The following is a 22646-nucleotide window of genomic DNA, read 5'->3' on the forward strand; positions in this document are numbered from 1 at the left end:
ACGGGTCCGATCAGAAAATGGAAGGTTCGACCGGTGTTTCGAAACCGGTCAGGAAATCGAAGTCGCAGCCCTTGTCGGCCTGCGAGACGTGCTCCACGTAGAGGCGGATATAGCCGCGCTGGCGCGGCAGCGGCGGAGCCTGCCACTGGCCGCGGCGCTGAGCCAGCTCCTGCTCCGAGAGCAGCACGTTGATGCTGCCGGCGGCAACGTCGAGCTCAATGATGTCGCCCGTGCGGATCAGGGCCAGCGGGCCACCCACGGCAGATTCCGGCGAGACATGCAAGACACAGGTACCGTAGTGGGTGCCGCTCATGCGGGCGTCGGAGATGCGCAGCATGTCGCGCACACCGGCGGCCAGCAACTTCTTGGGAATGGGAAGGTTGCCCCACTCCGGCATGCCTGGTGCACCGATGGGACCACCGCCACGCAAGACCAGCACGGTATCGGCATCGACATCGAGGTCAGGATCGTGGATGCTGGCGTTCATCTCGGCAATCGAATCGAACACCAGCGCCCGCCCGCGATGCTTGAGCAGGTGCGGACTGGCGGCGCTGGGCTTGATGACCGCGCCGTTGGGGGCCAGGTTGCCGCGCAGCACGGCCAACGCAGCGCCCTCGGTCACCGGCTGGTCCAGCGGACGGATGGCGGTTTCGTTGGCAGTGCGGGCGCTGGCCGCACAACGCGCCAGATTCTCGCCCAGGCTCAGACCGGTGACGGTGAGACAGTCGAGCGCCAGATGCGGCTTCAACTGGTCCAGCAGTGCTGGCAGGCCGCCGGCATAGTAGAAGTCTTCCATCAGGCGTGTGCCGGAGGGGAAGATGTCGGCCAGCACCGGGATGCCGGCCCCGACCTTCACGAAATCGTCCAGGGTCAGCTCCACGCCGCCGCGTCCGGCAATGGCGATGGTGTGGATGGCGGCGTTGGTGGAGCCCCCCAGGGCCATGTAAGCGATGATGCCGTTGTCTACCGCAGCGCGGCTGAAGATGCAGCTGGGCTTCAGATCCTCCCACACCATGGCAACGATCCGCTCGCCACTGGCAGCGCACATGCGCGGATGCGCCGCATCCATGGCCGGGATGCTGGTGGCACCAGGCAGCGTGAAACCCATGGCCTCGACGATGGAGGTCATGGTGCTGGCCGTGCCCATGGTGTTGCAGGTACCGGGCGCGCGGGTCATGCGCGATTCCAGAGCGATCCACTCTTCCTTGTCGATGTTGCCGGCCACGTACTCATCCCAGAATTTGCGGGTGTGGGTGCCGGCACCGACCACCTGTCCGTTGTAGCGGTCGCTGAGCATCGGGCCGGCGGGTACGTAGAGGCAAGGCAGATCAGCAGAGAGCGCGCCCATCATGAGGCCGGGCGTGGTCTTGTCGCAACCGCCCATGAGGATGGCACCGTCGATCGGCAGCGAACGCAGCAGTTCCTCGGTTTCCATGGCCAGCATGTTGCGGTAGATCATGGTGGTGGGCTTGACCATCACTTCGCCCAACGACATGGCGGGCAACTCCACCGGCAGGCCGCCGGCCATCAGGATGCCGCGTTTGACCACCTCGGCGCGTTCGCGCAGGTGGGCGTGGCAGGGCGAGAGATCGCTCCAGGTGTTGATCACCGCGATGACCGGCCGGGTCATGAAATCTTCCCGGCGCAATCCCATCTGCTGCAGGCGCTGGCGGTGGGCGAAGGAGCGCATGTCGTCCGGAGCGAGCCAGCGTTGACTGCGCAGGTCAGCCAGTTGTTTGCGTTTTTCTTGCATGATGTAGAAGCGTTGAAATCAGGTTGGGGAAAGCGCCGGGGCCACCAGGCTGCCGCCGGCCACCAGCAATAACAGGAACACGATGCGTCGGACCGTCAGCGGTGACCACTGCGGGGGATGGCGGCGTGCCAGCCAGGTCACGCCCAGCACCACCGGCAGCGCTTCCAGGCTCAGCGCCAGCGATGCATGGTCGAAGCGGCCCTGAGCCAGCACGATCACCAGCCGCAGTACGGCGTTGACGGCAAAGAGCAGCACCAGCGTGTCGCGCACGACGACGCGGTCCAGCGGTTGCCGGTACAGGTGGAACACCATCGGCGGACCGGCACTGGCGAAGACGCCGCCCATGATCCCGGAGAGCACGCCGAAAAAGGCGAAGGAAGGCGCAGACGAGAGCTGCTCGCGCACCTGCGTCCGCAACACCAGCAACAAGCTGCACGCCAGAATGGCCAAGCCCAGCGCCAGCCGCAGCACGCCGATGGCATGATCCGACATCCAGGCCAGCAGGCAGGCGCCCAGCCCCACGCCGATCAGGCTGCTGCCGAAGGCCGGCACGATCAGCGCACGCGGCAGGCCCGGTGCGGTGCGCACGATCACCGCCGCATTGGCCAGCACCATGACGGTCACGACATTGGCCGCCACCGCCAGCGGGGCCAGGTGCAGCATCGCCACCAGTCCCAGCAGCACCAGCCCGAAGGCAAACCCGGTGAGGCTCTGCACGAAGGTCGCCAGCGCCACGCAAGCGACGAAGAGCAGATGGCTGCCGATGCCGTTGAGCAGCATCAGAGACTCCGCGCCAGCGCCAGGAATTGCTCGGCGCGTGCTGCGCCTGCCCGTACGAAGACCGGCGGCTGGCCCAGCGGTGCAGCCACTTGCACACGCTGGCCGCCAGCGTGGCGCTGAGCGCTCCACAGATGCAGCCAGTCATCGCCCAGGGGCAGGTAGGCACTCCAGCAGTTGGCCTCCGCCGCATGCACGGGCGCGACCAGCAAGTCGGGACCATAGAGATACTGGTCCTGTATGGCGTAGGTGGCGCGGTCCTGTTCGTAATGCAGGAACAGCGGACGCTGCAGCGGCAGGCCACGGGTGGCGGCTTGTTCGGCCAGTTCCTCCACGTAGGGCTTCAGGCCGACGAACAGACGCGTCATCCGGGCAAAATGCGCCAGCACAGCCGGGTCCTGCCAGAACTGGAAGTTCTCGTCGGGACGGTTGCCTTCGTGGGTGCGCATCATGGGGGTGAAGGCCGCCATCTCGGCCCAGCGCTGGAACAGTTCCGGCGTGCGGCGGTTGCCGAACAGGCTGGTGTAGCCGCCGATATCGCTGTGGTGGTAGGCATTGCCCAGCAGCCCCGATGAGAGCGCGCCGCAGATCACGGTCTGCAAACCGTCATGACGGCTGAAGTCGACCGATTGGTCGCCCGCCCACAGCAGCGGGCAGTGCGCCTGTACACCGGTATAGCCGGCGCGCATGAAGAACACCGCGTCGCCGGTACGCCCGGCGTCGGCGATGGCGCGGGCGTTGACCTCGGCCCACAGCGTGGGCCAGGCATTGTGCATCAGCATGGCTGACTGGCCATTGGCCAGAGTGACATCGGTGGGCAGGTATTCGCCGAAGTCGGCCATCCAGCCATCCAGGCCCTGGTCAAGCATCTCGTCGCGGATGACGCGCTGCTCGAACCAGCGCGCGGCTTCCGGCTGGGTGAAATCGACCACGCCGCAATCGAATTCACCGAAGTCGACCAGATAGTCGCTGCCATCGGCGTGGGTCGCCAGGAATCCCTGGGCGTGTGCTTCGCCATAAAGCGCGCCATCCACGCACAGATAGGGATTGACGTAGCCGAGGAAGCGCACGCCCTCCTGCTTCAATTGCGCCAGCCAGTCGGCGTGGCCGGGATAGCGCTGCGCGTTCCAGCGCCAGTCCCAGAACAGGCGCTTGCCGAACGAGGTCTGACGGATACCGACCCAGTCCTCGCACCACAGGCCGCTGACGGCCAGGCCTGCGCTGCGGCTCTGCTCAAGGATGGTGGCGGCATGTTCGCGGCCATTCTTCAGGCCGAGAATGGCGCCGTCGAGTACCCACGAAGGCAGGCGCGGCTGGCGGCCGAAGCGCTGCGAGATGCGTTCCACCAGGGTCGGGAAATCATCGGCCAGCAGGAATTCGATGCGCTCGGGGATGGCCCAGAATTGCAGCTCGTGATACGTCCCGGCGCGAAAATCGAAGTCGGCATAGGCGGTGGTGTCGGCGTGCAGGCAATAGCGCTGCGACGACACGAAGCTCGGTTGCGGATAATTGGTGTGGTAGTAGTCGCCACCGGCCTTGGCGGTGACGTCGGCCTGCCAGGTCAGGTAGGTACTCTTGTCTCGTCCGACGCCTGGCTCGGAGGTCCACAACGGAAAATGACGGCCGCGCAGGTCGAAGTAGGACATCTGCTCGCCACACCCCCAGACGTGTTCCTCGGTCTGGGCCGGCACGCGCCACCAGAGGCGGTTGGCGATGGCGCCAGCGGTGCTGCCCGACCGTGCGCACAGGCTGAACTGCACGCCATGGGCCTGACGGGTCGCCATCAGTACCAGCTCGGGCTCGCTGTGGGCATCGCGGGCAAAGCTGACCTGCACGCTGCCATCGGCCTGCACCGTGTGCTGTGCGCAGCGCAGGGCAATGCGCTCCTCGACGTAATCGCTGATGTCGAAATTGCCGCGATACATGGCCACGCTCTCCCGGCCATAGCCAATGAAGACTGCCGGCGCCTGTGGCGAATGGGCAAGCAGCAGGCGGCCCGCCACGTCCAGTTCGAGCCGGCCATCCTCATGCTGGGTCCAGCGCATGGTATTTCCTGTGTGTGTCATTGCATTCCTTGCTTGGTTCGGTTCAGCGGATAGCCGCGGCAGCGCGGGCGCGGCCAGCATCGGCGGCATGGACGCGACGGCGCAGCACCACCAGCAGCAGCACGGCCACGGCCCAGGTCAGGCCCATCCACAGGTAGTACTGCTGGGTCACGCCGCCGGCGCGCGCCACGCCCAGCGGCGAGAAGGTCAGGTAGACACTCACCAGCAGGGCCATCAGCAGCACGCTCATGCGACTGGCATAGCGCCAGGGCGTGAGATCGCCATGCTGACGGATATGCGCCTGGTAGGGCTGTGCGCGGCGGAAGAACTGGCCCAGCACCAGCATGAGCAGCACTTCGGTGACGAACAGCATGCCCATGATATGGATGAAATGAATGCCATAAGTGCTGTCGACCTTGAAGACGAAGATCAGCAGGGTGTAGGCGATCACATGCAGCAACAACACGATCTTGGCGGGCAGTGCATCAATGCGGCCATTGAAAAAGCCCATCAGCACCACCGCAATGATGGGAATGTTGAAGAAGCCGCTGAAGCGGCGCATGACCGTGTAGATGCCGTCGGGCGCGAACATCAGCAGCGGGGCGATCAACAGCGAGATCACAGCCACTGCGATGCTGGCCATCTTGCCCACGCGAATCATCTTCTCGTCGCTGGCATCGGGTTTCCAGACGCGATAGAAGTCGAAGGCGATCAGGGTCGCGGTACTGTTGATGACGGCATTGAAGTGGCTCATCACGGTACCGAACAGCACGGCCACGAAGAAGCCCTTGGCCCACCACGGCAGCAGGTCGGCCACCAGTTGCGGATAGGCCAGGTCGGGACGCGCCAGGGGGGTGCCGGCATACAGGTGATAGGCGATCACGCCGGGCATCAGCATGATGATGGGCACCATCAGTTTGAGCAGCCCCGACAGCAGCACTCCCTTCTGCCCTTCGGCCAGATTCTTGGCCGCGAAGGTGCGCTGGATGATGGACTGGTTGGTGCACCAGTAGAACAGGTTCGCAAAGATCATGCCGGTGAAGACGGTACCGAACGGGACTGAATCATGCGCCCCGCCAATGGCCGACAACTTCTCCGGCGCTTCGGTGGCGACCACGTGCAGGCCGGCAAAAAAATCGCCCTGGCCCAGCGCCAGCAGCCCGAGCGCCGGCACCATCAGTCCGGCGATAAGCAGACCCACGCCGTTGATGGTGTCGGATACGGCCACCGCACGCAGGCCGCCGAAGACTGCATAGAGCGCACCGATGACCCCGGAGATCCACACCAGTGCGGTAATGGTGACCGGATAGGAGGTGCCGAATGCCTGCTGGACGCCGAACACCTGGTTGAAGGTGATAGCCCCCAGGTACAGGCCTGAGGGATTGACCACCAGCATGTAGCTGATGACAAAGAAGGCACTGACGACGCGGCGGGTGGTGGCGTCAAAGCGCTCTTCAAGGAACTGCGGCAGGGTCGAGAAGCCGCCGCGCAGATAGCGCGGCAGGAAGAACATGGCCAGCGCCACGGTCGCCACCGCAGCGGTGCACTCCCAGGCCATGGCCGAGAGATTGTGGGCGTAAGCGTCGCCGTTCAAGCCCACCAACTGTTCCACCGACAGGTTGGTGAGCATCATGGAGCCGGCGATGAACCAGCCATTGAGTCCGCCGCTGGCCATGAAGTAGCCGCGCGCGCCGACATCCTTGGCGCGCCGGGTGAACAGGTACGACACATAGGCCACCAGTGCCGTAAAGAGGATGAAGCTGAGTAGGGTAATGATGATCGTCTCCTTGTAGTTTCTTCATTCTTTCTTCGGGCCGTCTCGACGGACTGGCCCTGTCGTCATGCTGCAAGGGCTGGCATTCAGGCCACCTGCAGGCAGAGGTATTTCAGTTCCAGATACTCCTCGATACCGTACTTCGATCCTTCGCGACCCAGGCCCGACTGCTTGACGCCACCGAACGGTGCCTCCGCCGTGGAGATGAGACCGGTGTTGACGCCCACCATGCCGAACTCCAGCGCCTCGGCGACGCGCCAGACTCGGGCCATGTCGCGGGTGTAGACATAACTGGCCAGGCCATATTCGGTATCGTTGGCCTGGCCGATGACTTCCTCTTCGCTTTCGAAGCGCAGCACGGGTGCCACCGGTCCGAATATCTCTTCGCGTGCCACGCGCATGGACGGCTTCACGCCGGTCAACACGGTGGGCGCGAAGTAGCGCGCCTGTTCATCGCCTTCCAGTACCACCGGGGTGCCGCCGCAGACGATGCGCGCGCCCTGGCTGCGCGCGTCCTCCACCAGTTCGCTGATCTTCTCCAGCGCGCGGGCATCGATGAGCGGCCCGATCTGGGTACGCGGTGCGCGGCCATCGCCCAGCACCAGCTTGCTGGCACGGCTGGCCAGGCGCTCGACGAAGGCATCGTAGAGACCGGACTGCACGTACATGCGATTGCTGCATACACAGGTCTGGCCGCCATTGCGGTACTTGGAAATCATGGCGCCCTCGATCGCCGCGTCCAGATCGGCGTCGTCGAAAACGATGAAGGGTGCATTGCCGCCCAGCTCCAGCGACAGCTTCTGAATGTGACCGGCCCCCTGCGCCATCAAGCGCGCACCGACAGCGGTCGATCCAGTGAAGGACAGCTTGCGCACCACCGGGTTGCCGGTCAGCTCGGCACCGATGGCTTCGGGATGGCCGGTCACCACATTGAGCACACCCGGCGGAATGCCGGCGCGCTCGGCCAGTGCCACCATGGCAAGCGCCGAATACGGTGTCTGGCTGGCCGGCCGGATCACCATGGTGCATCCCGCAGCCAGTGCCGGCGCGGCCTTGCGGGTGATCATCGCTGCCGGGAAATTCCACGGCGTGATGGCTGCGCATACGCCAACAGGCTGGCGCAGCGTGAGCAGACGACGGTCATTGGAGGGACTGGCGATGACATCGCCGTTGATACGGCGCGCCTCTTCGGCAAACCATTCGATGAAGCTGGCGGCAAAGGCGATCTCGCCACTGGCCTCGGACAGCGGCTTGCCCTGCTCGGCGGTCATCAGCAAAGCCAGGTCTTCCTGGTTTTCGATCAGCAGCGCATGCCAGCGACGCAGCAGCGTGGCGCGTTCCTTGGCGGTACGCGCGCGCCAGCCGGGCAAGGCCGCTTCCGCAGCCTGCACGGCGGCGCGGGTCTCGGCCGTCCCCATGGCCGGCACCGTGCCCAGGATCAGGCCGGTGGCAGGATCCGTGACGGCGATGGTCGTGCCATCCAGGGCATCCTGCCAGTGGCCGCCAATGGGGCATTGCATCCGGAACAGGTCGGGATCGTGGAGCGAAAGCATGTGATGAAGATCCTTGGAGAGTGAAAGTGGTTCGATACTGGAGGACGTTGCCGGCTCACCCGCGCCAGCGCGGCTCGATGCAGCCGGGCACGTCGGTACGCATGGCAAACAAGCCGCCGGCCAGCGGCTGCTGCGCCAACTCTTCGCCGGGCCGACCGGCACGGGCGCTGGTGATGAAGAGCGTACGCAGGTCGGCACCGCCAAAGGCGCACATGGTGGGGCACTGCACGGGCAAGGGATAGCGCGCCACGACGCTTCCGTCAGGGGCAAATCGCACAAGTCGACCGCCTTCGTAGAAGGCGCTCCAGTAATGTCCTTCGGCATCGACCGCAGCACCATCGGGGCGGCCCCGGTCCGTGGCCGTGGGAGTGGTGGTGGCCCAGACCTGGCGCGGCCCGCAGTCACCGGTGATCGGATCATAGCTGCGCCGCCAGATGACGAAATTGGGGGTGTCGGAATGGTACATCCAGCGTCCGTCGGGGCTGAAGGCCAATCCGTTGGAAGTGAGCAGGCCATCGGCCAGGACCTCCAGAGCGCCGGAGGGGCGCAGGCGATAGAGGTGGGCACGCGCGCCGGACTTCGGTTCGTCGATGGTGCCGGCGAGGAAGCGTCCGGCCGGATCACAGCGACCGTCATTGAAGCGACTGCCGGTCTGATCTTCAGGATTGACGGCCAGTTGCTGCTGCAGCTGCCCTGCTCCGTCCAGTTCCCACAGACCTGAGCGCAGCCCGGCGATGTAGCCGCCGTGCTCACCCAGTGATACGCAGCCAATCGCTTCCGGCAGAGTGACGTAGCTGTCCTCGCCGGTGGCGGGATCATAGCGGTGCAGTCGCTGCTTCAGGATATCCACCCAGACCAGGTGCTGACGCTGCTCATCCCAGCGCGGGCATTCGCCCAGCGCGGCGGCGGCAGGCAGGACGCAGACCGGCTCGAAAGCGGGCACGCCCTCAAGCAGCACCTGCAGCGGGCGCGGTACAGCGGGGACGGCTGCGGCAGCGAGTGAATTCAACATCCTGTGTCCTGCATGAAAGTGAGGGGAATGAGCACAGAAACACGCTTTCGCAGCGCTGTGAAATAATAGCGCTGCGAAATTGTTCTTGTCAATTGGAATTGGCACCGGCATGCGGGTAGCGGAAATCGGCCAAGGGAACTCCCCGGCCCCCCCGTGGAGAGTGGCCGGACAAGCAGCGCATGACTGGGGGACCTGCTGCGTCTAAAATGGCCGCTTGATGCACTGTTGCGGCCCGGCCGCCCTCACCGTCCCATGTCCCAGAACAACAAGACCGCCGCGCGCAGCCGACGCGGCACCAATCGCGTCACGATGGAAGATGTCGCCGCGCGCGCCAAGGTCTCGGCCAGTTCGGTCTCGCTGTACCTGCGCAATCCCGAGGCTGTCTCGCCGCGCCTGTCGCCGCGCATCAAGCGCGCCATCGACACCCTGGGCTATGTGCCCAACAAGCTGGCCGGCAGCCTGGCGGCGGCGCGCACGCGGGCGATCGGCGTGATCGTGCCCTCGCTGGGCAACGCCTTCTTCACCGAGACGGTGGCGGCCTTGCAAAAGGAATTTGATCGCCACGACTACCAACTGCTGCTGGGTGCGACCGAATACGACCTGGAGCGTGAAACCGAGCTGGTGCGCACTTTCCTCTCCTGGTCGCCAACGGCGCTGGTGGTAACCGGATGTCATCACAATGAAGCCACGCGCACCTTGCTGCGCATGGCCGATACCCCCGTGGCGGAAATGTGGGAGATCGGCGAAGAGCCGTTTCATTTGCAGGTCGGTTTTTCCCACGTGGCGGTGGGCGAAGTGATGGCGGCGCACCTGCATCAGCAGGGTGCCACCCGTATCGCCTTCGTGGGGGCGCGCATGGACGCCGACCGGCGCGCCGGTCAACGGCGCGATGGATTTTGCCAGGCACTGGCACGGCATGGCATCAAACCGTTGGTGATCGATACCGGCAATGATGTGTCACCTGCTGCCGGCGGCCTCGCGCTACGCCAGGCCCTCAAGCAGCAACCCGGCCTGCAGGCGGTGGCCTGCGCCAACGATGTATTGGCCCTGGGGGTACTGTTCGAGGCACAGCACCGGGGACTGGCAGTGCCGCGACAACTGGCCGTCACCGGTTTCGGCAACCTGCCGTATTCGCAGGTTTGCGTCCCCCCGCTGACCACGGTACAACCGCATGCAGCGGAAATCGGTCTGCGCGTGGCGCAAGAACTGCTGGCGCAACTTCAGCGCGACGAAGCGCCAGAACAGGAAGAGGATAGTGACGATGGCGCCACCAAGGTGGTCGATGTCGGTTTCGAACTGATCCTGCGCCAGAGTTCGAGCCATCGCTTCAAATGAAACAGGCCGGCAGATGCCGGCCTGTTTCAATCAATGCTCGTCAGAGCTTTTCGGTCTCCCCGCTCTTGGGCTGCCATTTCATGAGCCGTTTCTCGATCACCCCCACGGCCAGGTCCAGCACCAGCGCAAAGATGGTCAGCACGACGATGCCGGCAAAGACGGTGTTGATGTCGAAGCTGCCCTCGGCCTGCAGGATCAGGTAGCCCACGCCACGCGCCGAGCCCAGGTATTCACCGACCACCGCCCCGACGAAGGCAAGGCCGATGGACGTGTGCAGACTGGAAAACACCCATGAAGTGGCCGAGGGCAGGTAGACCGTGCGCAGCAGCTGACGTGCATTGGCCCCCAGCATGCGGGCATTGGCCAGTACCACCGGGCTGACTTCCTTGACGCCCTGGTAGACGTTGAAGAACACGATGAAGAACACCAGCGTCACCGCCAGCGCCACCTTGGACCAGATGCCCAGGCCGAACCACATCGCGAAGATCGGCGCCAGGATCACGCGCGGCATGGAGTTGGCGGCCTTCACATAGGGATCGAGGATGGCCGAAGCGGTCGGCGAGAGTGCCAGCCACAGGCCGATGGCCAGGCCGAAGACGGTGCCGATGATGAAGGCCAGCACGGTTTCGGTCAGCGTGATCAACAGGTGTGAATAGATTTCTGCCGGGAAGCTGAGCGTGAAGAAGGTGGTGTCGCCCATGCCCACTTCCAGCGAGCCGCTGCCGACGGTGAACCATTCCCAGATGCGCTGCGCCACCTTCAGCGGTTCGCCGAAGAAGAAGGCGGTCTGCGGATTGCGCGTCGCCACGTGCCAGACCAGCAGCACGATGGCCAACACCATCAACTGCCAGAAACGGATGTTCTTGTGATTCGGTTTAAATAATTTCCACATGATGCAGATTCTCTTCCCTGATCTTTTCGGTACGGCTTACGCTGCGCGCTTCTGTTGTTGATAGCCCTTGAGCACTTCATCGCGCAGCACGTCCCAGATCTGCTGGTGCAGTTCGACGAAACGCGGATGCATGCGGATCTCGGCCACGTCGCGCGGGCGCGGCAGGTCGATCCTGAATTCACCGATGGGATGCGTGCCGGGGCCGGCCGCCAATACGATCACGCGGTCGGACATGGCGATGGCTTCATCCAGATCATGGGTGATGAAGAGCACGGCTTTCTTCTTGGCGTTCCACAGGTCCAGCACTTCGTTTTCCATCAGCTGGCGGGTCTGGATATCGAGCGCGGAGAAAGGTTCGTCCATGAGGATGATGTCCGGGTCCAGGATCAGCGTCTGCGCCAGCGCCACGCGCTTGCGCATGCCGCCGGAGAGCTGGTGCGGATAGCGGTCGCCGAAGCCTTGCAGGCCCACGCGCGCCAGCCATTGTTCACCCAGTGCTTGTGCCGCCTTTTCATCCTGGCCGCGATACTGCAGGCCGGCGATCACGTTCTGCAGCGCGCTGCGCCAGGGCATCAGCGCCTCGGCCTGGAACATGTAGCCGGCGCGGCGGTTGATGCCCTTGAGTTCCTCACCGAAGACCTTGACGCTGCCCGAGGACGGTTGCAGCAATCCGGCCCCGACATTGAGCAAGGTGGACTTGCCGCAGCCGGTGGGGCCGACTACGGAAACGAATTCACCCGGCGCAATCGAGAGGTCGGTATTGGCCACGGCGGTGTAGCGCTGGGAACGGTCGTCCTTGGAGACGAAGGTGCAGGTGATGTTGTCGAACTGGAGTGCTGGCGTCATGGTGGTGCGGGCGGCTGCGGCCCGGTTGGAGGAGACGAAAGAACTTGAAAGGAAGCTCAGCGCTCCCGGCCCAAGATGCGCAAATGCCCGTTGCCGGGCATTTGCGGTGCGTTCGCACGGGCCGGGAGCGCCGGGCCTGTGCTTACTTGTACTTGGCGTTGGCCTTCTGTACGAAGGAATTGGTGAAGGTCTTGGACAGATCGATCTGCTTGTCCGCCAGCGAGGGCTCGAAGGCCTTCAGCGTGCGCAGCGCCGTATCCGGACCGCCCGGCGGGAAGTAGCCGTCCGGCGAAATGGCCTGGCGCACCTTCATGAAGGCATCGATGTAGAGCGAACGGTCGCCCAGCAGATAGCTTTCCGGGACGGCCTTGATGATGTCGGAGGGACCGGCCTTCTGGATCCACTTCAGCGCGCGCACCATGGCATTGGTCAGGGCTTGCGTGGTGTTGGGATACTTCTGCACGAAGGCCGCCGGTGCATACAGGGTTGCCGCCGGCATCGGGCCACCGAAGACATCATTGGTGTCCTTCAGGGTTCGGGTGTCGGCGACGACCTTGATCTCGTTGTTCTGCTCCAGCATGGAGATGACCGGATCGAGGTTGGCGATCGCGTCGATCTGGCCCGAGCGGATCGCCGAGATGGCACCGGCTGCCGCCCCCACGCCGATGAAGGAAACGTCGGTAGGCTTCAGGCCCGCCTTGGCCAGCACGTAGCTGGCCATGATGCTGGTGGAGGAGCCCGGAGCGGTGACGCCGATCTTCTTGCCCTTGAGGTCGGCCACCGTCTTGTAGTTGGGCATGGTCTTGTTGTTGACCGCCAGCACGATCTGCGGCGCCCGGCCCTGCAGCACGAAGGCGACGATGGGCTGGTTCTTGGCCTGCATGTTGATGGTGTGTTCAAAAGCGCCCGAGACCACGTCGGCGCTACCGCCCACCATGGCCTGCAGCGCCTTGGCACCGCCGGCGAAGTCGGAGATCTCGACCTGCAGGCCTTCATCCTTGAAATAGCCGAGCTGCTCGGCAATGGTCAGCGGCAGGTAGTAGAACAGGTTCTTGCCACCCACGGCGATGGAGACCTTGGGTTTTTCCAGCGCCTGCGCGCCGGCGCTGCCGTTGAATGAAAAATAGCCGGCCAGGAACAGGCCAGCGGCGATCAGCAATTGCTTCCAGCTCAATTTCATTGTGTCTCCTCCGTGTGTGGATGGGGGGTGCTGCTTGTTGTCCAGCTTGTTGCAGGCGACCCCGTGCCGGTGCCTGCCTTTGTCATGCTGCTTCAGACCACGCCTGCGTCCCGCAGCTTCTTGATGTGGGCCTCATCATACCCCAGCGATTGCAGGATTTCATCGCTGTGGGCACCCAGCTCCGGGCCCAGCCATCGGGTCTGGCCGGGCGTTTCCGACATCTTGGGCGTGATGCCCGGCAGCTTGACCGGCGTGCCATCGGCGAACTGGTGCTGCTCGAACATGTCGCGCGCCAGGAATTGGGCATCGTTCATCATGTCCTTGACGGAGTAGATCTTGCCGACCGGGACGTCAGCTGCCTGCAACGTGGCCAGGGCCGAATCGATGGTCTGCGTGCTGCACCACTGCTGGATCGCGGCATCGATTTCTTCGGTGCGCGGCACGCGGCCATCGTTGCGTGCCAGGCCCGGATCATTGGCCATGTCGTCGCGGCCGATGGCACTCATCAGACGTTTGAAGATGGCATCGCCATTGCCGGCGATGACGATGTTCATGCCTTCGCCGGTGGTGTAGGTGTTGGAGGGGACGATGCCGGGCAGCGCGCCGCCGGTGCGTTCACGCACCACGCCGGCGAAATCGAACTCGGGCACCATCGATTCCATCATGTTGAAGACCGCTTCGTACAAGGCCACGTCGACCATCTGGCCCTGCCCTGCCACGCAGTCCGCACCGGACTTGCCGTTCCAGCGGCCACCGCTGACATCGCGATGGCGCAGCGCCATCATGGCCCCGATCACACCGTGCAGCGCGGCGATGGAATCGCCGATGGAAATGCCGATGCGTACCGGCGGCCGGTCCGGATGGCCGGAAACGTAGCGGATCCCGCCCATCGATTCGCCGATGGCACCGAAGCCCGGCAGGTCGCGCAGCGGCCCGGTCTGGCCGTAGCCGGACAGGCGCACCATGATGGTGGCGGGATTGAGTTGCTTCAGGTCCTCATAGCCGAGCTTCCACTTCTCGAGCACGCCCGGGCGATAGTTCTCGATGATGACATCGGCGTCCAGCGCGAGCTGGCGGGCGATCTGCTGGGCGCGCTCATCCTTCATGTTCAGGGTGATGCTCTTCTTGTTGCGCGCCTGGACCGACCACCACAGGGAGGTGCCGTCCTTGAGCACGCGCCAGTGACGCAGGGGGTCGCCATCACCGGGCGCTTCGATCTTGATGACCTCCGCACCGAACTCGGCCAGCATGCGCGAACAGAAAGGACCCGCAATCAGCGTGCCCAGTTCAAGAACCTTGATGCCGGCCAGCGGGCCGGGCTTGGATGTGGCTGTGCTCATCGTGCTTGCACCGGATGCCTGGCAGGCGCGGCCTGCGCGGGCGCTCCGGTGTTCTCCTCTTGGTCGATGCTGCGGACCGGGCTCTTGTGGGGTATTGGCCAGTGTCCTGGAATGCGATGGATTCGGGTGATGCTGCGCGGCGGGCGAAGAGCAGTGCGCGGTATGTGGGTAGGTCACCCCCTTGCGGCTCCTGGCCTGACGTCGTACGTGCACGCCGGCAAGCCCACATTCTATTGCAGCATGCGCGCGATGTCGCGCATTTTGACCTGCATCGGCGACGTCATGCCTGCAAGTTTTTCATCTGAAAACGATCTCGTCCGCGATTCGTGCGGATCTTGCGGTCGCCTCGGGTTCAGGTCGAACGGCGATCCAGCATGGCGCGGGCGATGGTGCCGGCGTCCACGTATTCCAGTTCGCCCCCGACCGGTACGCCGCGCGCCAGGCGGCTCACCTTCAGGCCGCGGGCCTTGAGCGTTTCGCTGATGTAGTGGGCGGTGGCTTCGCCTTCGTTGGTGAAGTTGGTGGCCAGCACCACTTCGCTGACTACGCCATCGGTGGCACGGGTGATGAGTTTTTCGAGATGGATGTCGCGCGGGCCGATGCCGTCCAGCGGCGAGAGCCGGCCCATGAGCACGAAATAGAGGCCTTTGAAGGTCAGGGTCTGCTCGATCATGACTTGGTCCGAGGGCGACTCCACTACGCACAGCTGGGTGTGGTCGCGCTGGCTGTCCTGGCAGGTCTCGCAGACCACCTGCTCGGTGAAGGTATTGCACAGGGCGCAGTGACGGATGGTCTCCAGCGCCTTGGTGAGCGACTGGCTCAGGCCGGCGGCGGCGTCGCGGTCGTGCTGCAGCAGGTGGAAAGCCATGCGCTGCGCGGTCTTGGGGCCGATGCCGGGCAGCCGGCGCAGCGATTCGGTCAGGAGGGTGAGACTGGAGGGCGTTTTCAATTGCGGTCTACGGAATAGCGGAAGGCTTCGAGTGCCTCGGCCGTCATGGAGGGGACGAATTCGATGATCTCGTATTCGGCCACGCCGCCGATGAAGAAGGGATCGGATTCCATGATGGCTTCGATCTCGGCACGGTCGGCACAGTCGGCAATGATGATGCCGCCGGTACGCGGCACCTTGCGGCCGGACATCAGGAATACGCCTTCGGCATATTGCTGGTTGAGGAATTTCTTGTGCGCGGTCAGCAAGGAATCGATTTCGCTTGCCGGCTTGGTGTACGTGATCGAGACGATGAACATGGTGCCTCCACTAAGCAATCCTGCATTCCATCAGAATCAGACTGTCCTGCGCGATGCTGCCTGCGCCCGGCGGTCGCAGCCACCGGGCCGGCACAGCATCAGAACGGCATCTTGAAGCCCGGGGGCAGCGGCATGCCGGCGGTCACGCCGGACATCTTTTCCTGGGCGGTGGCTTCGGCCTTGCGGACGGCGTCGTTGAAGGCTGCAGCGACCAGGTCTTCCAGCATGTCCTTGTCGTCCGCCAGCAGCGACGGGTCGATGGAGACGCGCTTGACGTCGTTTTTACAGGTCATCACCACCTTCACCAGGCCGGCACCGGACTGGCCCTCGACTTCGATGCTGGCCAGCTGTTCCTGGGCCTTCTTCATGTTGTCCTGCATGGCCTGTGCTTGCTTCATCAGACCTGCCAGTTGACCTTTCATCATGCTCATTGCTCCTTGTTTCAATTCACGGAATTCTATCGCGTTTGGCTCGGCGGCCGGCAATCTCGCCAGCAGCGCCGTGCACGTCTCACAACGCCTGGATCGACCCCGGCACGATGGTGGCACCGAACTCGCGCATCATGCTCATCACGAAGGGATCGCTCTTCATCTTCTGTTCGGCCTTGCGCTGGCGCTCGGCCCGTTCGGCCTCGGCCACCGCGTTGGCGGTATCGGAGACGGCACCAATCTCGGTCTCGACGCGGATTTCCTTGCCGAAACGCTCGGACAGGGCGGCGATCAGTTTTTCGATACTGCCCGAGGAGCGCAAGGTTTCCAGCGGGATACGCAGATGGAAGCACACATTGCCTCCATTGAGCGCTTCACAGCGTACCAGTTCACTCTGAAATGCCATCTGGTGCGCCACGCCGCGCAGCGTGGTGAGGCTGGCAGCCAGCGTCGGCCAGTGGCCATCCCAGCCCAGTTCGGCGGCGATGCGCGCGGTTTCCTGCTGCTGTGCGGGCGTGGCGGCCGGGCGCTGGGGCGCGGGGGGTTCTGCGGAGGCCGGTGCGGCTGGCGCTGGGGCAGCGGCGGGAGCAGCCTGCATGCGTTGCTCCGCGAACTCCGGCATGGGGGCGGACGGCGGCATGGCGGACGCACCGGTGTCATCTTCCCAGGGCGGGATGGAATCGAACGGCGGCGGTTCCGGCATGTCCGGCGGCATGGCGGAGGCGGCACGGACAGCCTTGGGAGCCGGTGCCGCTGCGGCAGCTGGAGCGGCGGCCGGCGCGCTGGCCATCGGCGCAGCTGCTGCCGGGACCGCTGAGGGTGCCGGGGCTGGCGTAGCCGCGGCGGGTCGGGCAGCGCCCTTGCCGCCCTTGCCACCACGCAAGGCCATCAGTGCAGCTTCACGGGCGGATGTCGGGGCTGCGGGTGCTGCAGGTGCCGCAGGCATCGGTGCTGCTGGTGCGGGCGCCGCTGCGGCCGTCGGGCTTGCGGCAGGCGCTGAGGCCGGTGCGACCGGCGCAGCAGCGGGTACAGCGGCCGGTTGCGCGCGGCTGACCGGCGCACTGGTCACGGCCGCCTGCGGCGCCAGCAACGGGGCAGCCTGGCGCGGCGTGGCCGGACGAGCACCACCCGGCGCGGGCGCTGCCGGTACCGGACCGCTCGCGCTGGCACTGACCGGGCGGAAGGCCAGCATGCGCAGGAGCGTCATGCTGAAACCTGCATATTCATCGGGGGCCAGGCCCAGTTCATTGCGGCCGTGGACGGCGATCTGGTAGAACAACTGCACATGTTCCGGACTGAACTGAGCGGACAGGCGCAGGATATCTTCGCGATTGGGCAGGTCATCGGCCAGCGCCGCCGGCACTGCCTGCGCCAGTGCAATCTGGTGCAGCAGCGTGCCCAGGTCCTGCAGGGCGGCGTTGTACGACAGGCTGCGGGTGGCCATGTCATCGGCCACACCCAGCAAGGCGGCACCATCCTGCACCGCCAGCGCATCGAGGACGCGGATCAGGTAGGACTGGTCCAGCGCACCCAGCATGCCCTGCACCGCTTCCAGGGTGACCTTGCCGGCGGCATAGGCGATGGCCTGGTCGGTCAGCGACAGCGCATCGCGCATGGAACCCGAAGCCCCTTGCGCCAGCAGGCGCAGCGCGGGCGGATCGAATTCGATGCCCTCCTGGTTCAGGATGTTGTCGAGGTGGCCGATGATGTGGCCGGGCGGCATCTGCTTGAGGTTGAACTGCAGGCAGCGCGACAGCACGGTCACGGGAATCTTTTGCGGATCGGTGGTGGCCAGGATGAACTTGATGTGCTCCGGCGGCTCTTCCAGCGTCTTCAACATGGCGTTGAAGGCGTGGTTGGTGAGCATGTGCACTTCGTCGATCATGTAGACCTTGAAGCGTGCATTCGACGGTGCATAGATGGCCTGCTCCAGCAGCTGCGCCATCTCGTCCACGCCACGGTTGGAGGCGGCATCCATTTCGATGTAGTCGACGAAGCGGCCGGCATCGATGGCCACACAGGCTTCGCACACGCCGCAGGGTGCAGCGGTGATGCCGCCGGTGCCATCAGGGCCGACGCAGTTGAGCGACTTGGCCAGGATGCGCGAGAGCGTGGTCTTGCCCACGCCGCGGGTCCCGGTGAAGAGATAGGCGTGGTGCAGCCGCTGCTGTTCGAGCGCGTGCGTCAGCGCGCGCACGACGTGTTCTTGGCCGACCAGGGTGTCGAAGCTGCGGGGACGGTATTTACGGGCGAGAACTTGATAGGACATGGAGTGGCTGCTGTGGGCTTTTTGGCTCAGGGGGGCATTTTAAGCTATTTCGCCGCCGCCAACGCCTTTGCCTGCATCCACCGCCCTGCCTGCCCTTCAAGCCGGGGCGCTGCGCGCCTTCTTGCGCTGATACATGGCGTGGTCAGCGCTGCCCATCAGGTCTGACAGATCGGCATGGCTGGCCGCATCGTACTGGGCCACACCGACGCAGTAATCCAGCTGGTACTCGCGCCCACCGTTCTGGTTGAAGGCCTGTACGGCCTTCTGCAGATGCGACAGGACTACCGGCACATCGGTCTCGGCGGTATTGGTCAGGAACACCGCGAATTCATCCCCGCCCAGGCGACCGACGACATCGGACTCGCGCAAGGTCGTCAGCAGCAGGCCGGCAAAATCGGCCAGCGCCAGGTCGCCGGCGGCATGGCCGAAGCGATCGTTGATCTGCTTGAAGTGATTGAGGTCGAATCCGAGCATGCAGGCCGGGCGGCCGGTGCGCTTGCTGGTGGCCATGGCGTGCCGCGCCAGCGCCTCGAAGCCGCGCCGGTTGGAGACACCGGTCAGGTCGTCGATAGTGGCCAGTTTCACCGCGGCCAGTTCCTGTTCCACCATGGCGGCCAGATCCTTGAGCAGGGCCTGTTCATCCGCATCGAAGTCGCGCGGCTTGAGATCGACCAGGCACAAGGTACCCAGAGTGAAGCCGCTTTCACTCTTGATGGGGCAGCCCGCGTAGAAACGGATGAAGGGTTCGCCGGTGACCTGTGGATTTTCGGCAAAACGCTCATCCAGCCGGGCATCGGGCACGATGGTCATGCCTTCATGCAGGATGGCATGAGCGCAGAAAGAAATGTCGCGAGAGGTTTCCGAGGCGTCGCCCATGCCCACGCAGGATTTGAACCACTGCCGGTTGACGTCGATCATGGTCACCACCGCCATCGGCACGTCGAACAGTCGCCGCGCCAGGCGCGTCAGCCGGTCGAATCGCTCTTCGCGGGGCGTATCGAGGATGCGCAGCGAATGCAGGGCGTCGATACGGGCGGCTTCATTGGCGGGTAGCTCGGCGATTCTCATGGTCATCAGCGCAGAATCAGAATGGACGTGGTTGCCGACGTTAACGACAGGCTTCGGACGACTTTAACCCCAAATTTTTGCAGAAACAAGAAATAGTTGTTCACAATTGCATATACCAATATGAATCGTGAGAACCGACTTTCGTTGACGCTTGCACCGCCGGAAACGACAGGCTCCCCAGTTCCCTGGCCTGCCTTTGCATCACTTGCCGCCGGCCTTGTCCTGGGCCTTGTCAGCGCTCTTGTCAGCGCCCTTCTCTGCCGGCTTGTCGTCGCTCTTGGCGGACTTGGCCGAGCCCTCCTTGCCCTTGTTCTCAGCGCGTGAGGCTTTGCCTTCCTTGGCGGCCGGTGCAGCGGCTCCCGCCTTGGCCTGGCCGTTGACGGTCAGGCCATTGGCGGACAACTTCACGGCGGCCTTGTCCTTGATGCCCTTGACGCGCTTCTCCAGATCGGCCCAGTCCTTGAAGGCACCGCCCTTCTGGCGCTCTTCCAGGATGCGTTTGGACATCGAGGGGCCGATGCCGCGCACCCCATCCAGGGCGGCCTGGTCGGCCTTGTTGACGTCCACCTCGGCCCAGGCCAGGGCGGTGGCGGCGAAGAAGCTGAGGATGAACAGCAGGGTTTTCTTCAACATGATGTGTCCTTTCGACTTTCAACGTTCGGTTGGAGGAAAAAACAAAAGGCAGTCCATCGGAAGATGGACTGCCCTTGCTCAACGAAAACCGAACCCGCCTGTTGACCGAAATTCCGCTAGAAACAGTCGTCAAATCAGACCGCCAGCAACTCCTCGCGCGTGACGGTGGCGGTGCCCAGCTTGCCGACCACGATGCCGCCGGCCCGGTTGGCCATGGTCACCGCATCGACCAGCGAGGCCCCTGCACCCAGCATCACGGCCAGCGTACCGATGACGGTATCGCCGGCACCGGAGACGTCAAAGACTTCACGCGCCATGGTCGGGAAGTGCGTGACCTCGCCGTCGCGATACAGGCTCATGCCCTCTTCCGAGCGGGTCAGCAGCAGGGCTTCCAGGTTGAGCTCGGCGCGCAGCTTCTGGGCGCGGGCGGTGAGGTCTTCCTCGTTCTTCCACTGGCCGACGATGCGCACCAGTTCCGACTTGTTGGGCGTGAGCACGGAGGCCCCGGCATAGCGCGCGAAATCGTCGCCCTTGGGATCGACCAGGATACGCTTGCCGAGCTTGCTGGCCGTCGCGATCATCTCGGCAACGTTGACCAGGCCGCCCTTGGCGTAATCGGAAAAGATGATCACATCGTAACCGGCCACCAGTGAATTGAATTGCGTGAGCTTGTCGCGCAACACCGTATCGGTAGGCGCTTCTTCAAAATCGATGCGCACCAGCTGCTGCTGGCGGCCGATCACGCGCAGCTTGACGATGGTGGAAATGCCAGGATCGCGGTTGAGATGGCTGCGAATGCCCATCTCGCCCAGCATGCTCTCCATCACGCGCGCCGGTTCATCGTCGCCGGTCACTCCCAGCAGCGCCGTCTGCGCACCCAGGCTGGCGGTATTGCGGGCCACGTTGGCGGCACCGCCCAGGCGCTCTTCCTTGCGCTCCACGCGCACCACCGGCACCGGAGCTTCCGGCGAGATGCGATTGACTTCGCCGAACCAGTAGCGGTCCAGCATGACGTCGCCAACGATGAGGATGCGTGCCGAATTCCAGGCTGCCGCGATGTTCTTGTTCACGATCTTGTCCGTATTCATGTTAAGGGGACGCAGCAGCTTACTGCGTGCGGGCTTGCAAGGAACGGCCGATGCCGTAGTACTCGATGCCGCTGTCGGCCATCAGCTGCGGATCGAACAGGTTGCGGCCGTCAAAGATCACCGGATGGTTCAGCGCTGCCTTGACGCGTTCGAAATCGGGGCTGCGGAAAGCCTTCCATTCGGTAACGATGGCCAGTGCATCCGCACCCTGCAGGGTATCCATCGGCGAAGCCGCAAAGCGGATCTGCTGCAGACGGTCGGACTCGTCGGCGAAGTCCAGTTCAAGCACGCGTGCAGCTTCCTTCATGGCGACCGGATCATAGACCGCCACGCTGGCGCCACGGCGCACCAATTCGCCGATCAGCACGCGCGAAGAGGCCTCGCGCATGTCGTCGGTATTGGGCTTGAAGGCCAGGCCCCAGATGGCGAAATGCTTGCCGGAGAGGTCTTCGCCGAAGCGCGTCACGACCTTCTTGCCCAGCACGTGTTTCTGCAGGTCGTTGACCTGCTCCACGGCCCGCAGGATCAGCAGCGACTGGTCATAGTCACGCGCGGTGCGTTCCAGCGCCTGCACATCCTTGGGGAAGCAGGAGCCGCCATAGCCGCAGCCGGCGTACAGGAAGCTGTGGCCGATGCGCGGATCGGAGCCGATGCCGTGGCGCACGGATTCGATGTCGGCACCGACGCGATCGGCCAGATTGGCCAGTTCGTTCATGAAGGAAATGCGCGTGGCCAGCATGGCATTGGCCGCATACTTGGTGAACTCGGCCGAGCGGACGTCCATCCAGTAGGTGCGTTCGTGATTGCGGTTGAAGGGTGCGTAGAGCTTCTTCATGAGGGCCTGCGCGCGCAGGCCTTCGGCGGTCTGGTCATGGCCGATGACGATGCGGTCAGGACGCATGAAGTCTTCGACGGCCGCGCCTTCCTTCAGGAATTCCGGATTGGAGACGACCGAGAAGCTCATTTCAGTCTTGCCACGCCCGGCCAGCTCCTCCCTGATTGCTGCCGTGACGCGGTCGGCAGTTCCGACCGGCACGGTGGACTTGTCGACCACGACCTTGAAACCTTCCATATGGCGGCCGATGTTGCGGGCCGCCGCCAGCACGTATTGCAGGTCGGCCGAACCATCTTCATCCGGCGGCGTGCCGACGGCGATGAACTGGATGTCACCATGGGCCACGCTGGCTGCCACATCGGTAGAGAAGTGCAGACGACCGGCAGCGCGGTTGCGGGCCACCACTTCTTCCAGGCCGGGTTCGTGGATGGGAATGCCGCCATTGTTGAGGATGTCGACCTTGCGCTGGTCAACGTCCAGGCAGAACACGTCGTTACCCAGTTCGGCCAGGCAGGCCCCGGTCACCAGGCCTACGTAGCCGGTGCCGATGATGGTGATTTTCATGGTAGA

The 22646-nt window shown here is 64.2% G+C and carries 19 protein-coding genes; 1 reads left to right on the forward strand and 18 read right to left on the reverse strand.

Features of this window, described 5'->3' with window-relative positions; genetic code table 11:
• Positions 1-10: 10 nt before the first annotated feature.
• From araD to ACWFUC_RS24590, 6 genes are all read right to left on the reverse strand, one after another.
• Complete coding sequence (gene araD, locus ACWFUC_RS24565) at positions 11-1753, reverse strand: L-arabinonate dehydratase (protein ID WP_489623668.1); 1743 nt, start codon at positions 1751-1753, stop codon at positions 11-13.
• A gap of 18 nt (positions 1754-1771) precedes the next feature.
• Positions 1772-2533: a sulfite exporter TauE/SafE family protein gene (locus tag ACWFUC_RS24570; RefSeq protein WP_134223169.1), complete on the reverse strand. Its 762-nt coding sequence runs from the start codon at positions 2531-2533 to the stop codon at positions 1772-1774.
• Positions 2533-4575: an alpha-glucosidase gene (locus ACWFUC_RS24575; protein ID WP_489637387.1), complete on the reverse strand. Its 2043-nt coding sequence runs from the start codon at positions 4573-4575 to the stop codon at positions 2533-2535. Before ACWFUC_RS24575 ends, ACWFUC_RS24570 begins: the two co-directional genes overlap by 1 nt.
• Before the next feature lie 43 nt (positions 4576-4618).
• Positions 4619-6355 (reverse strand): solute:sodium symporter family transporter, encoded by a 1737-nt coding sequence (locus tag ACWFUC_RS24580; protein WP_489625582.1) that lies wholly within the window; start codon positions 6353-6355, stop codon positions 4619-4621.
• An 80-nt stretch (positions 6356-6435) separates the two neighbouring features.
• Positions 6436-7902, reverse strand: a complete 1467-nt coding sequence (locus ACWFUC_RS24585) for an NAD-dependent succinate-semialdehyde dehydrogenase (protein ID WP_039784195.1) — start codon at positions 7900-7902, stop codon at positions 6436-6438.
• A 55-nt stretch (positions 7903-7957) separates the two neighbouring features.
• Positions 7958-8914, reverse strand: a complete 957-nt coding sequence (locus tag ACWFUC_RS24590) for an SMP-30/gluconolactonase/LRE family protein (protein WP_489623671.1) — start codon at positions 8912-8914, stop codon at positions 7958-7960.
• A gap of 252 nt (positions 8915-9166) precedes the next feature.
• On the opposite strand from ACWFUC_RS24590, the gene ACWFUC_RS24595 reads away from it, so the two are divergent.
• The gene (locus ACWFUC_RS24595) at positions 9167-10249 is read left to right on the forward strand and encodes a LacI family DNA-binding transcriptional regulator (protein WP_134223174.1); all 1083 of its coding nucleotides are present in this window, start codon (positions 9167-9169) and stop codon (positions 10247-10249) included.
• A gap of 40 nt (positions 10250-10289) precedes the next feature.
• Here the strand turns inward: ACWFUC_RS24595 and ACWFUC_RS24600 are convergent, their stop codons facing one another.
• The 12 genes from ACWFUC_RS24600 to ACWFUC_RS24655 form a co-directional block, all read right to left on the reverse strand.
• Positions 10290-11141: an ABC transporter permease gene (locus ACWFUC_RS24600; protein WP_039784186.1), complete on the reverse strand. Its 852-nt coding sequence runs from the start codon at positions 11139-11141 to the stop codon at positions 10290-10292.
• A 36-nt stretch (positions 11142-11177) separates the two neighbouring features.
• Entirely contained in the window at positions 11178-11987 is an 810-nt protein-coding gene (locus ACWFUC_RS24605) for an ABC transporter ATP-binding protein (protein WP_489623672.1), read from the reverse strand.
• 142 nt (positions 11988-12129) lie between these two features.
• On the reverse strand, positions 12130-13167 hold the full coding sequence (locus ACWFUC_RS24610; RefSeq protein WP_034332751.1) for an ABC transporter substrate-binding protein: 1038 nt from the start codon (positions 13165-13167) through the stop codon (positions 12130-12132).
• A gap of 92 nt (positions 13168-13259) precedes the next feature.
• Positions 13260-14507 (reverse strand): CaiB/BaiF CoA transferase family protein, encoded by a 1248-nt coding sequence (locus tag ACWFUC_RS24615; RefSeq protein WP_489623673.1) that lies wholly within the window; start codon positions 14505-14507, stop codon positions 13260-13262.
• A gap of 352 nt (positions 14508-14859) precedes the next feature.
• Positions 14860-15456: a recombination mediator RecR gene (recR, locus tag ACWFUC_RS24620; RefSeq protein WP_034332758.1), complete on the reverse strand. Its 597-nt coding sequence runs from the start codon at positions 15454-15456 to the stop codon at positions 14860-14862.
• Complete coding sequence (locus ACWFUC_RS24625) at positions 15453-15755, reverse strand: YciI family protein (RefSeq protein WP_034332759.1); 303 nt, start codon at positions 15753-15755, stop codon at positions 15453-15455. Before ACWFUC_RS24625 ends, recR begins: the two co-directional genes overlap by 4 nt.
• Before the next feature lie 98 nt (positions 15756-15853).
• Positions 15854-16180, reverse strand: coding sequence for a YbaB/EbfC family nucleoid-associated protein (locus tag ACWFUC_RS24630; protein WP_008331542.1), 327 nt, complete (start codon positions 16178-16180; stop codon positions 15854-15856).
• An 85-nt stretch (positions 16181-16265) separates the two neighbouring features.
• The gene (locus ACWFUC_RS24635; RefSeq protein WP_489623674.1) at positions 16266-18452 is read right to left on the reverse strand and encodes a DNA polymerase III subunit gamma/tau; all 2187 of its coding nucleotides are present in this window, start codon (positions 18450-18452) and stop codon (positions 16266-16268) included.
• A gap of 96 nt (positions 18453-18548) precedes the next feature.
• Positions 18549-19520: a GGDEF domain-containing protein gene (locus tag ACWFUC_RS24640; RefSeq protein WP_209534332.1), complete on the reverse strand. Its 972-nt coding sequence runs from the start codon at positions 19518-19520 to the stop codon at positions 18549-18551.
• A 201-nt stretch (positions 19521-19721) separates the two neighbouring features.
• Positions 19722-20153 carry a ComEA family DNA-binding protein gene (locus ACWFUC_RS24645; RefSeq protein WP_489623675.1) on the reverse strand — a complete coding sequence of 144 codons (432 nt, stop codon included), beginning with the start codon at positions 20151-20153 and terminating at the stop codon, positions 19722-19724.
• A gap of 134 nt (positions 20154-20287) precedes the next feature.
• Positions 20288-21241 carry a D-glycero-beta-D-manno-heptose-7-phosphate kinase gene (rfaE1, locus tag ACWFUC_RS24650; protein WP_489623676.1) on the reverse strand — a complete coding sequence of 318 codons (954 nt, stop codon included), beginning with the start codon at positions 21239-21241 and terminating at the stop codon, positions 20288-20290.
• 19 nt (positions 21242-21260) lie between these two features.
• Complete coding sequence (locus ACWFUC_RS24655) at positions 21261-22640, reverse strand: UDP-glucose dehydrogenase family protein (RefSeq protein WP_489623677.1); 1380 nt, start codon at positions 22638-22640, stop codon at positions 21261-21263.
• Positions 22641-22646: the final 6 nt, after the last annotated feature.

The organism is Herbaspirillum sp. Her4, from assembly GCF_057961335.1.

Excerpts from the sequence above, each read along its gene's own strand:
- araD (WP_489623668.1), bottom strand. The coding sequence starts at position 1,753 with ATGCAAGAAAAACGCAAACAACTGGCTGACCTGCGCAGTCAACGCTGG.
- ACWFUC_RS24570 (WP_134223169.1), bottom strand. The coding sequence starts at position 2,533 with ATGCTGCTCAACGGCATCGGCAGCCATCTGCTCTTCGTCGCTTGCGTG.
- ACWFUC_RS24575 (WP_489637387.1), bottom strand. The coding sequence starts at position 4,575 with ATGCGCTGGACCCAGCATGAGGATGGCCGGCTCGAACTGGACGTGGCG.
- ACWFUC_RS24585 (WP_039784195.1), bottom strand. The coding sequence starts at position 7,902 with ATGCTTTCGCTCCACGATCCCGACCTGTTCCGGATGCAATGCCCCATT.
- ACWFUC_RS24590 (WP_489623671.1), bottom strand. The coding sequence starts at position 8,914 with ATGTTGAATTCACTCGCTGCCGCAGCCGTCCCCGCTGTACCGCGCCCG.
- ACWFUC_RS24595 (WP_134223174.1), top strand. The coding sequence starts at position 9,167 with ATGTCCCAGAACAACAAGACCGCCGCGCGCAGCCGACGCGGCACCAAT.
- ACWFUC_RS24600 (WP_039784186.1), bottom strand. The coding sequence starts at position 11,141 with ATGTGGAAATTATTTAAACCGAATCACAAGAACATCCGTTTCTGGCAG.
- ACWFUC_RS24605 (WP_489623672.1), bottom strand. The coding sequence starts at position 11,987 with ATGACGCCAGCACTCCAGTTCGACAACATCACCTGCACCTTCGTCTCC.
- ACWFUC_RS24610 (WP_034332751.1), bottom strand. The coding sequence starts at position 13,167 with ATGAAATTGAGCTGGAAGCAATTGCTGATCGCCGCTGGCCTGTTCCTG.
- ACWFUC_RS24615 (WP_489623673.1), bottom strand. The coding sequence starts at position 14,507 with ATGAGCACAGCCACATCCAAGCCCGGCCCGCTGGCCGGCATCAAGGTT.
- ACWFUC_RS24625 (WP_034332759.1), bottom strand. The coding sequence starts at position 15,755 with ATGTTCATCGTCTCGATCACGTACACCAAGCCGGCAAGCGAAATCGAT.
- ACWFUC_RS24630 (WP_008331542.1), bottom strand. The coding sequence starts at position 16,180 with ATGATGAAAGGTCAACTGGCAGGTCTGATGAAGCAAGCACAGGCCATG.
- ACWFUC_RS24635 (WP_489623674.1), bottom strand. The coding sequence starts at position 18,452 with ATGTCCTATCAAGTTCTCGCCCGTAAATACCGTCCCCGCAGCTTCGAC.
- ACWFUC_RS24640 (WP_209534332.1), bottom strand. The coding sequence starts at position 19,520 with ATGAGAATCGCCGAGCTACCCGCCAATGAAGCCGCCCGTATCGACGCC.
- ACWFUC_RS24645 (WP_489623675.1), bottom strand. The coding sequence starts at position 20,153 with ATGTTGAAGAAAACCCTGCTGTTCATCCTCAGCTTCTTCGCCGCCACC.
- rfaE1 (WP_489623676.1), bottom strand. The coding sequence starts at position 21,241 with ATGAATACGGACAAGATCGTGAACAAGAACATCGCGGCAGCCTGGAAT.
- ACWFUC_RS24655 (WP_489623677.1), bottom strand. The coding sequence starts at position 22,640 with ATGAAAATCACCATCATCGGCACCGGCTACGTAGGCCTGGTGACCGGG.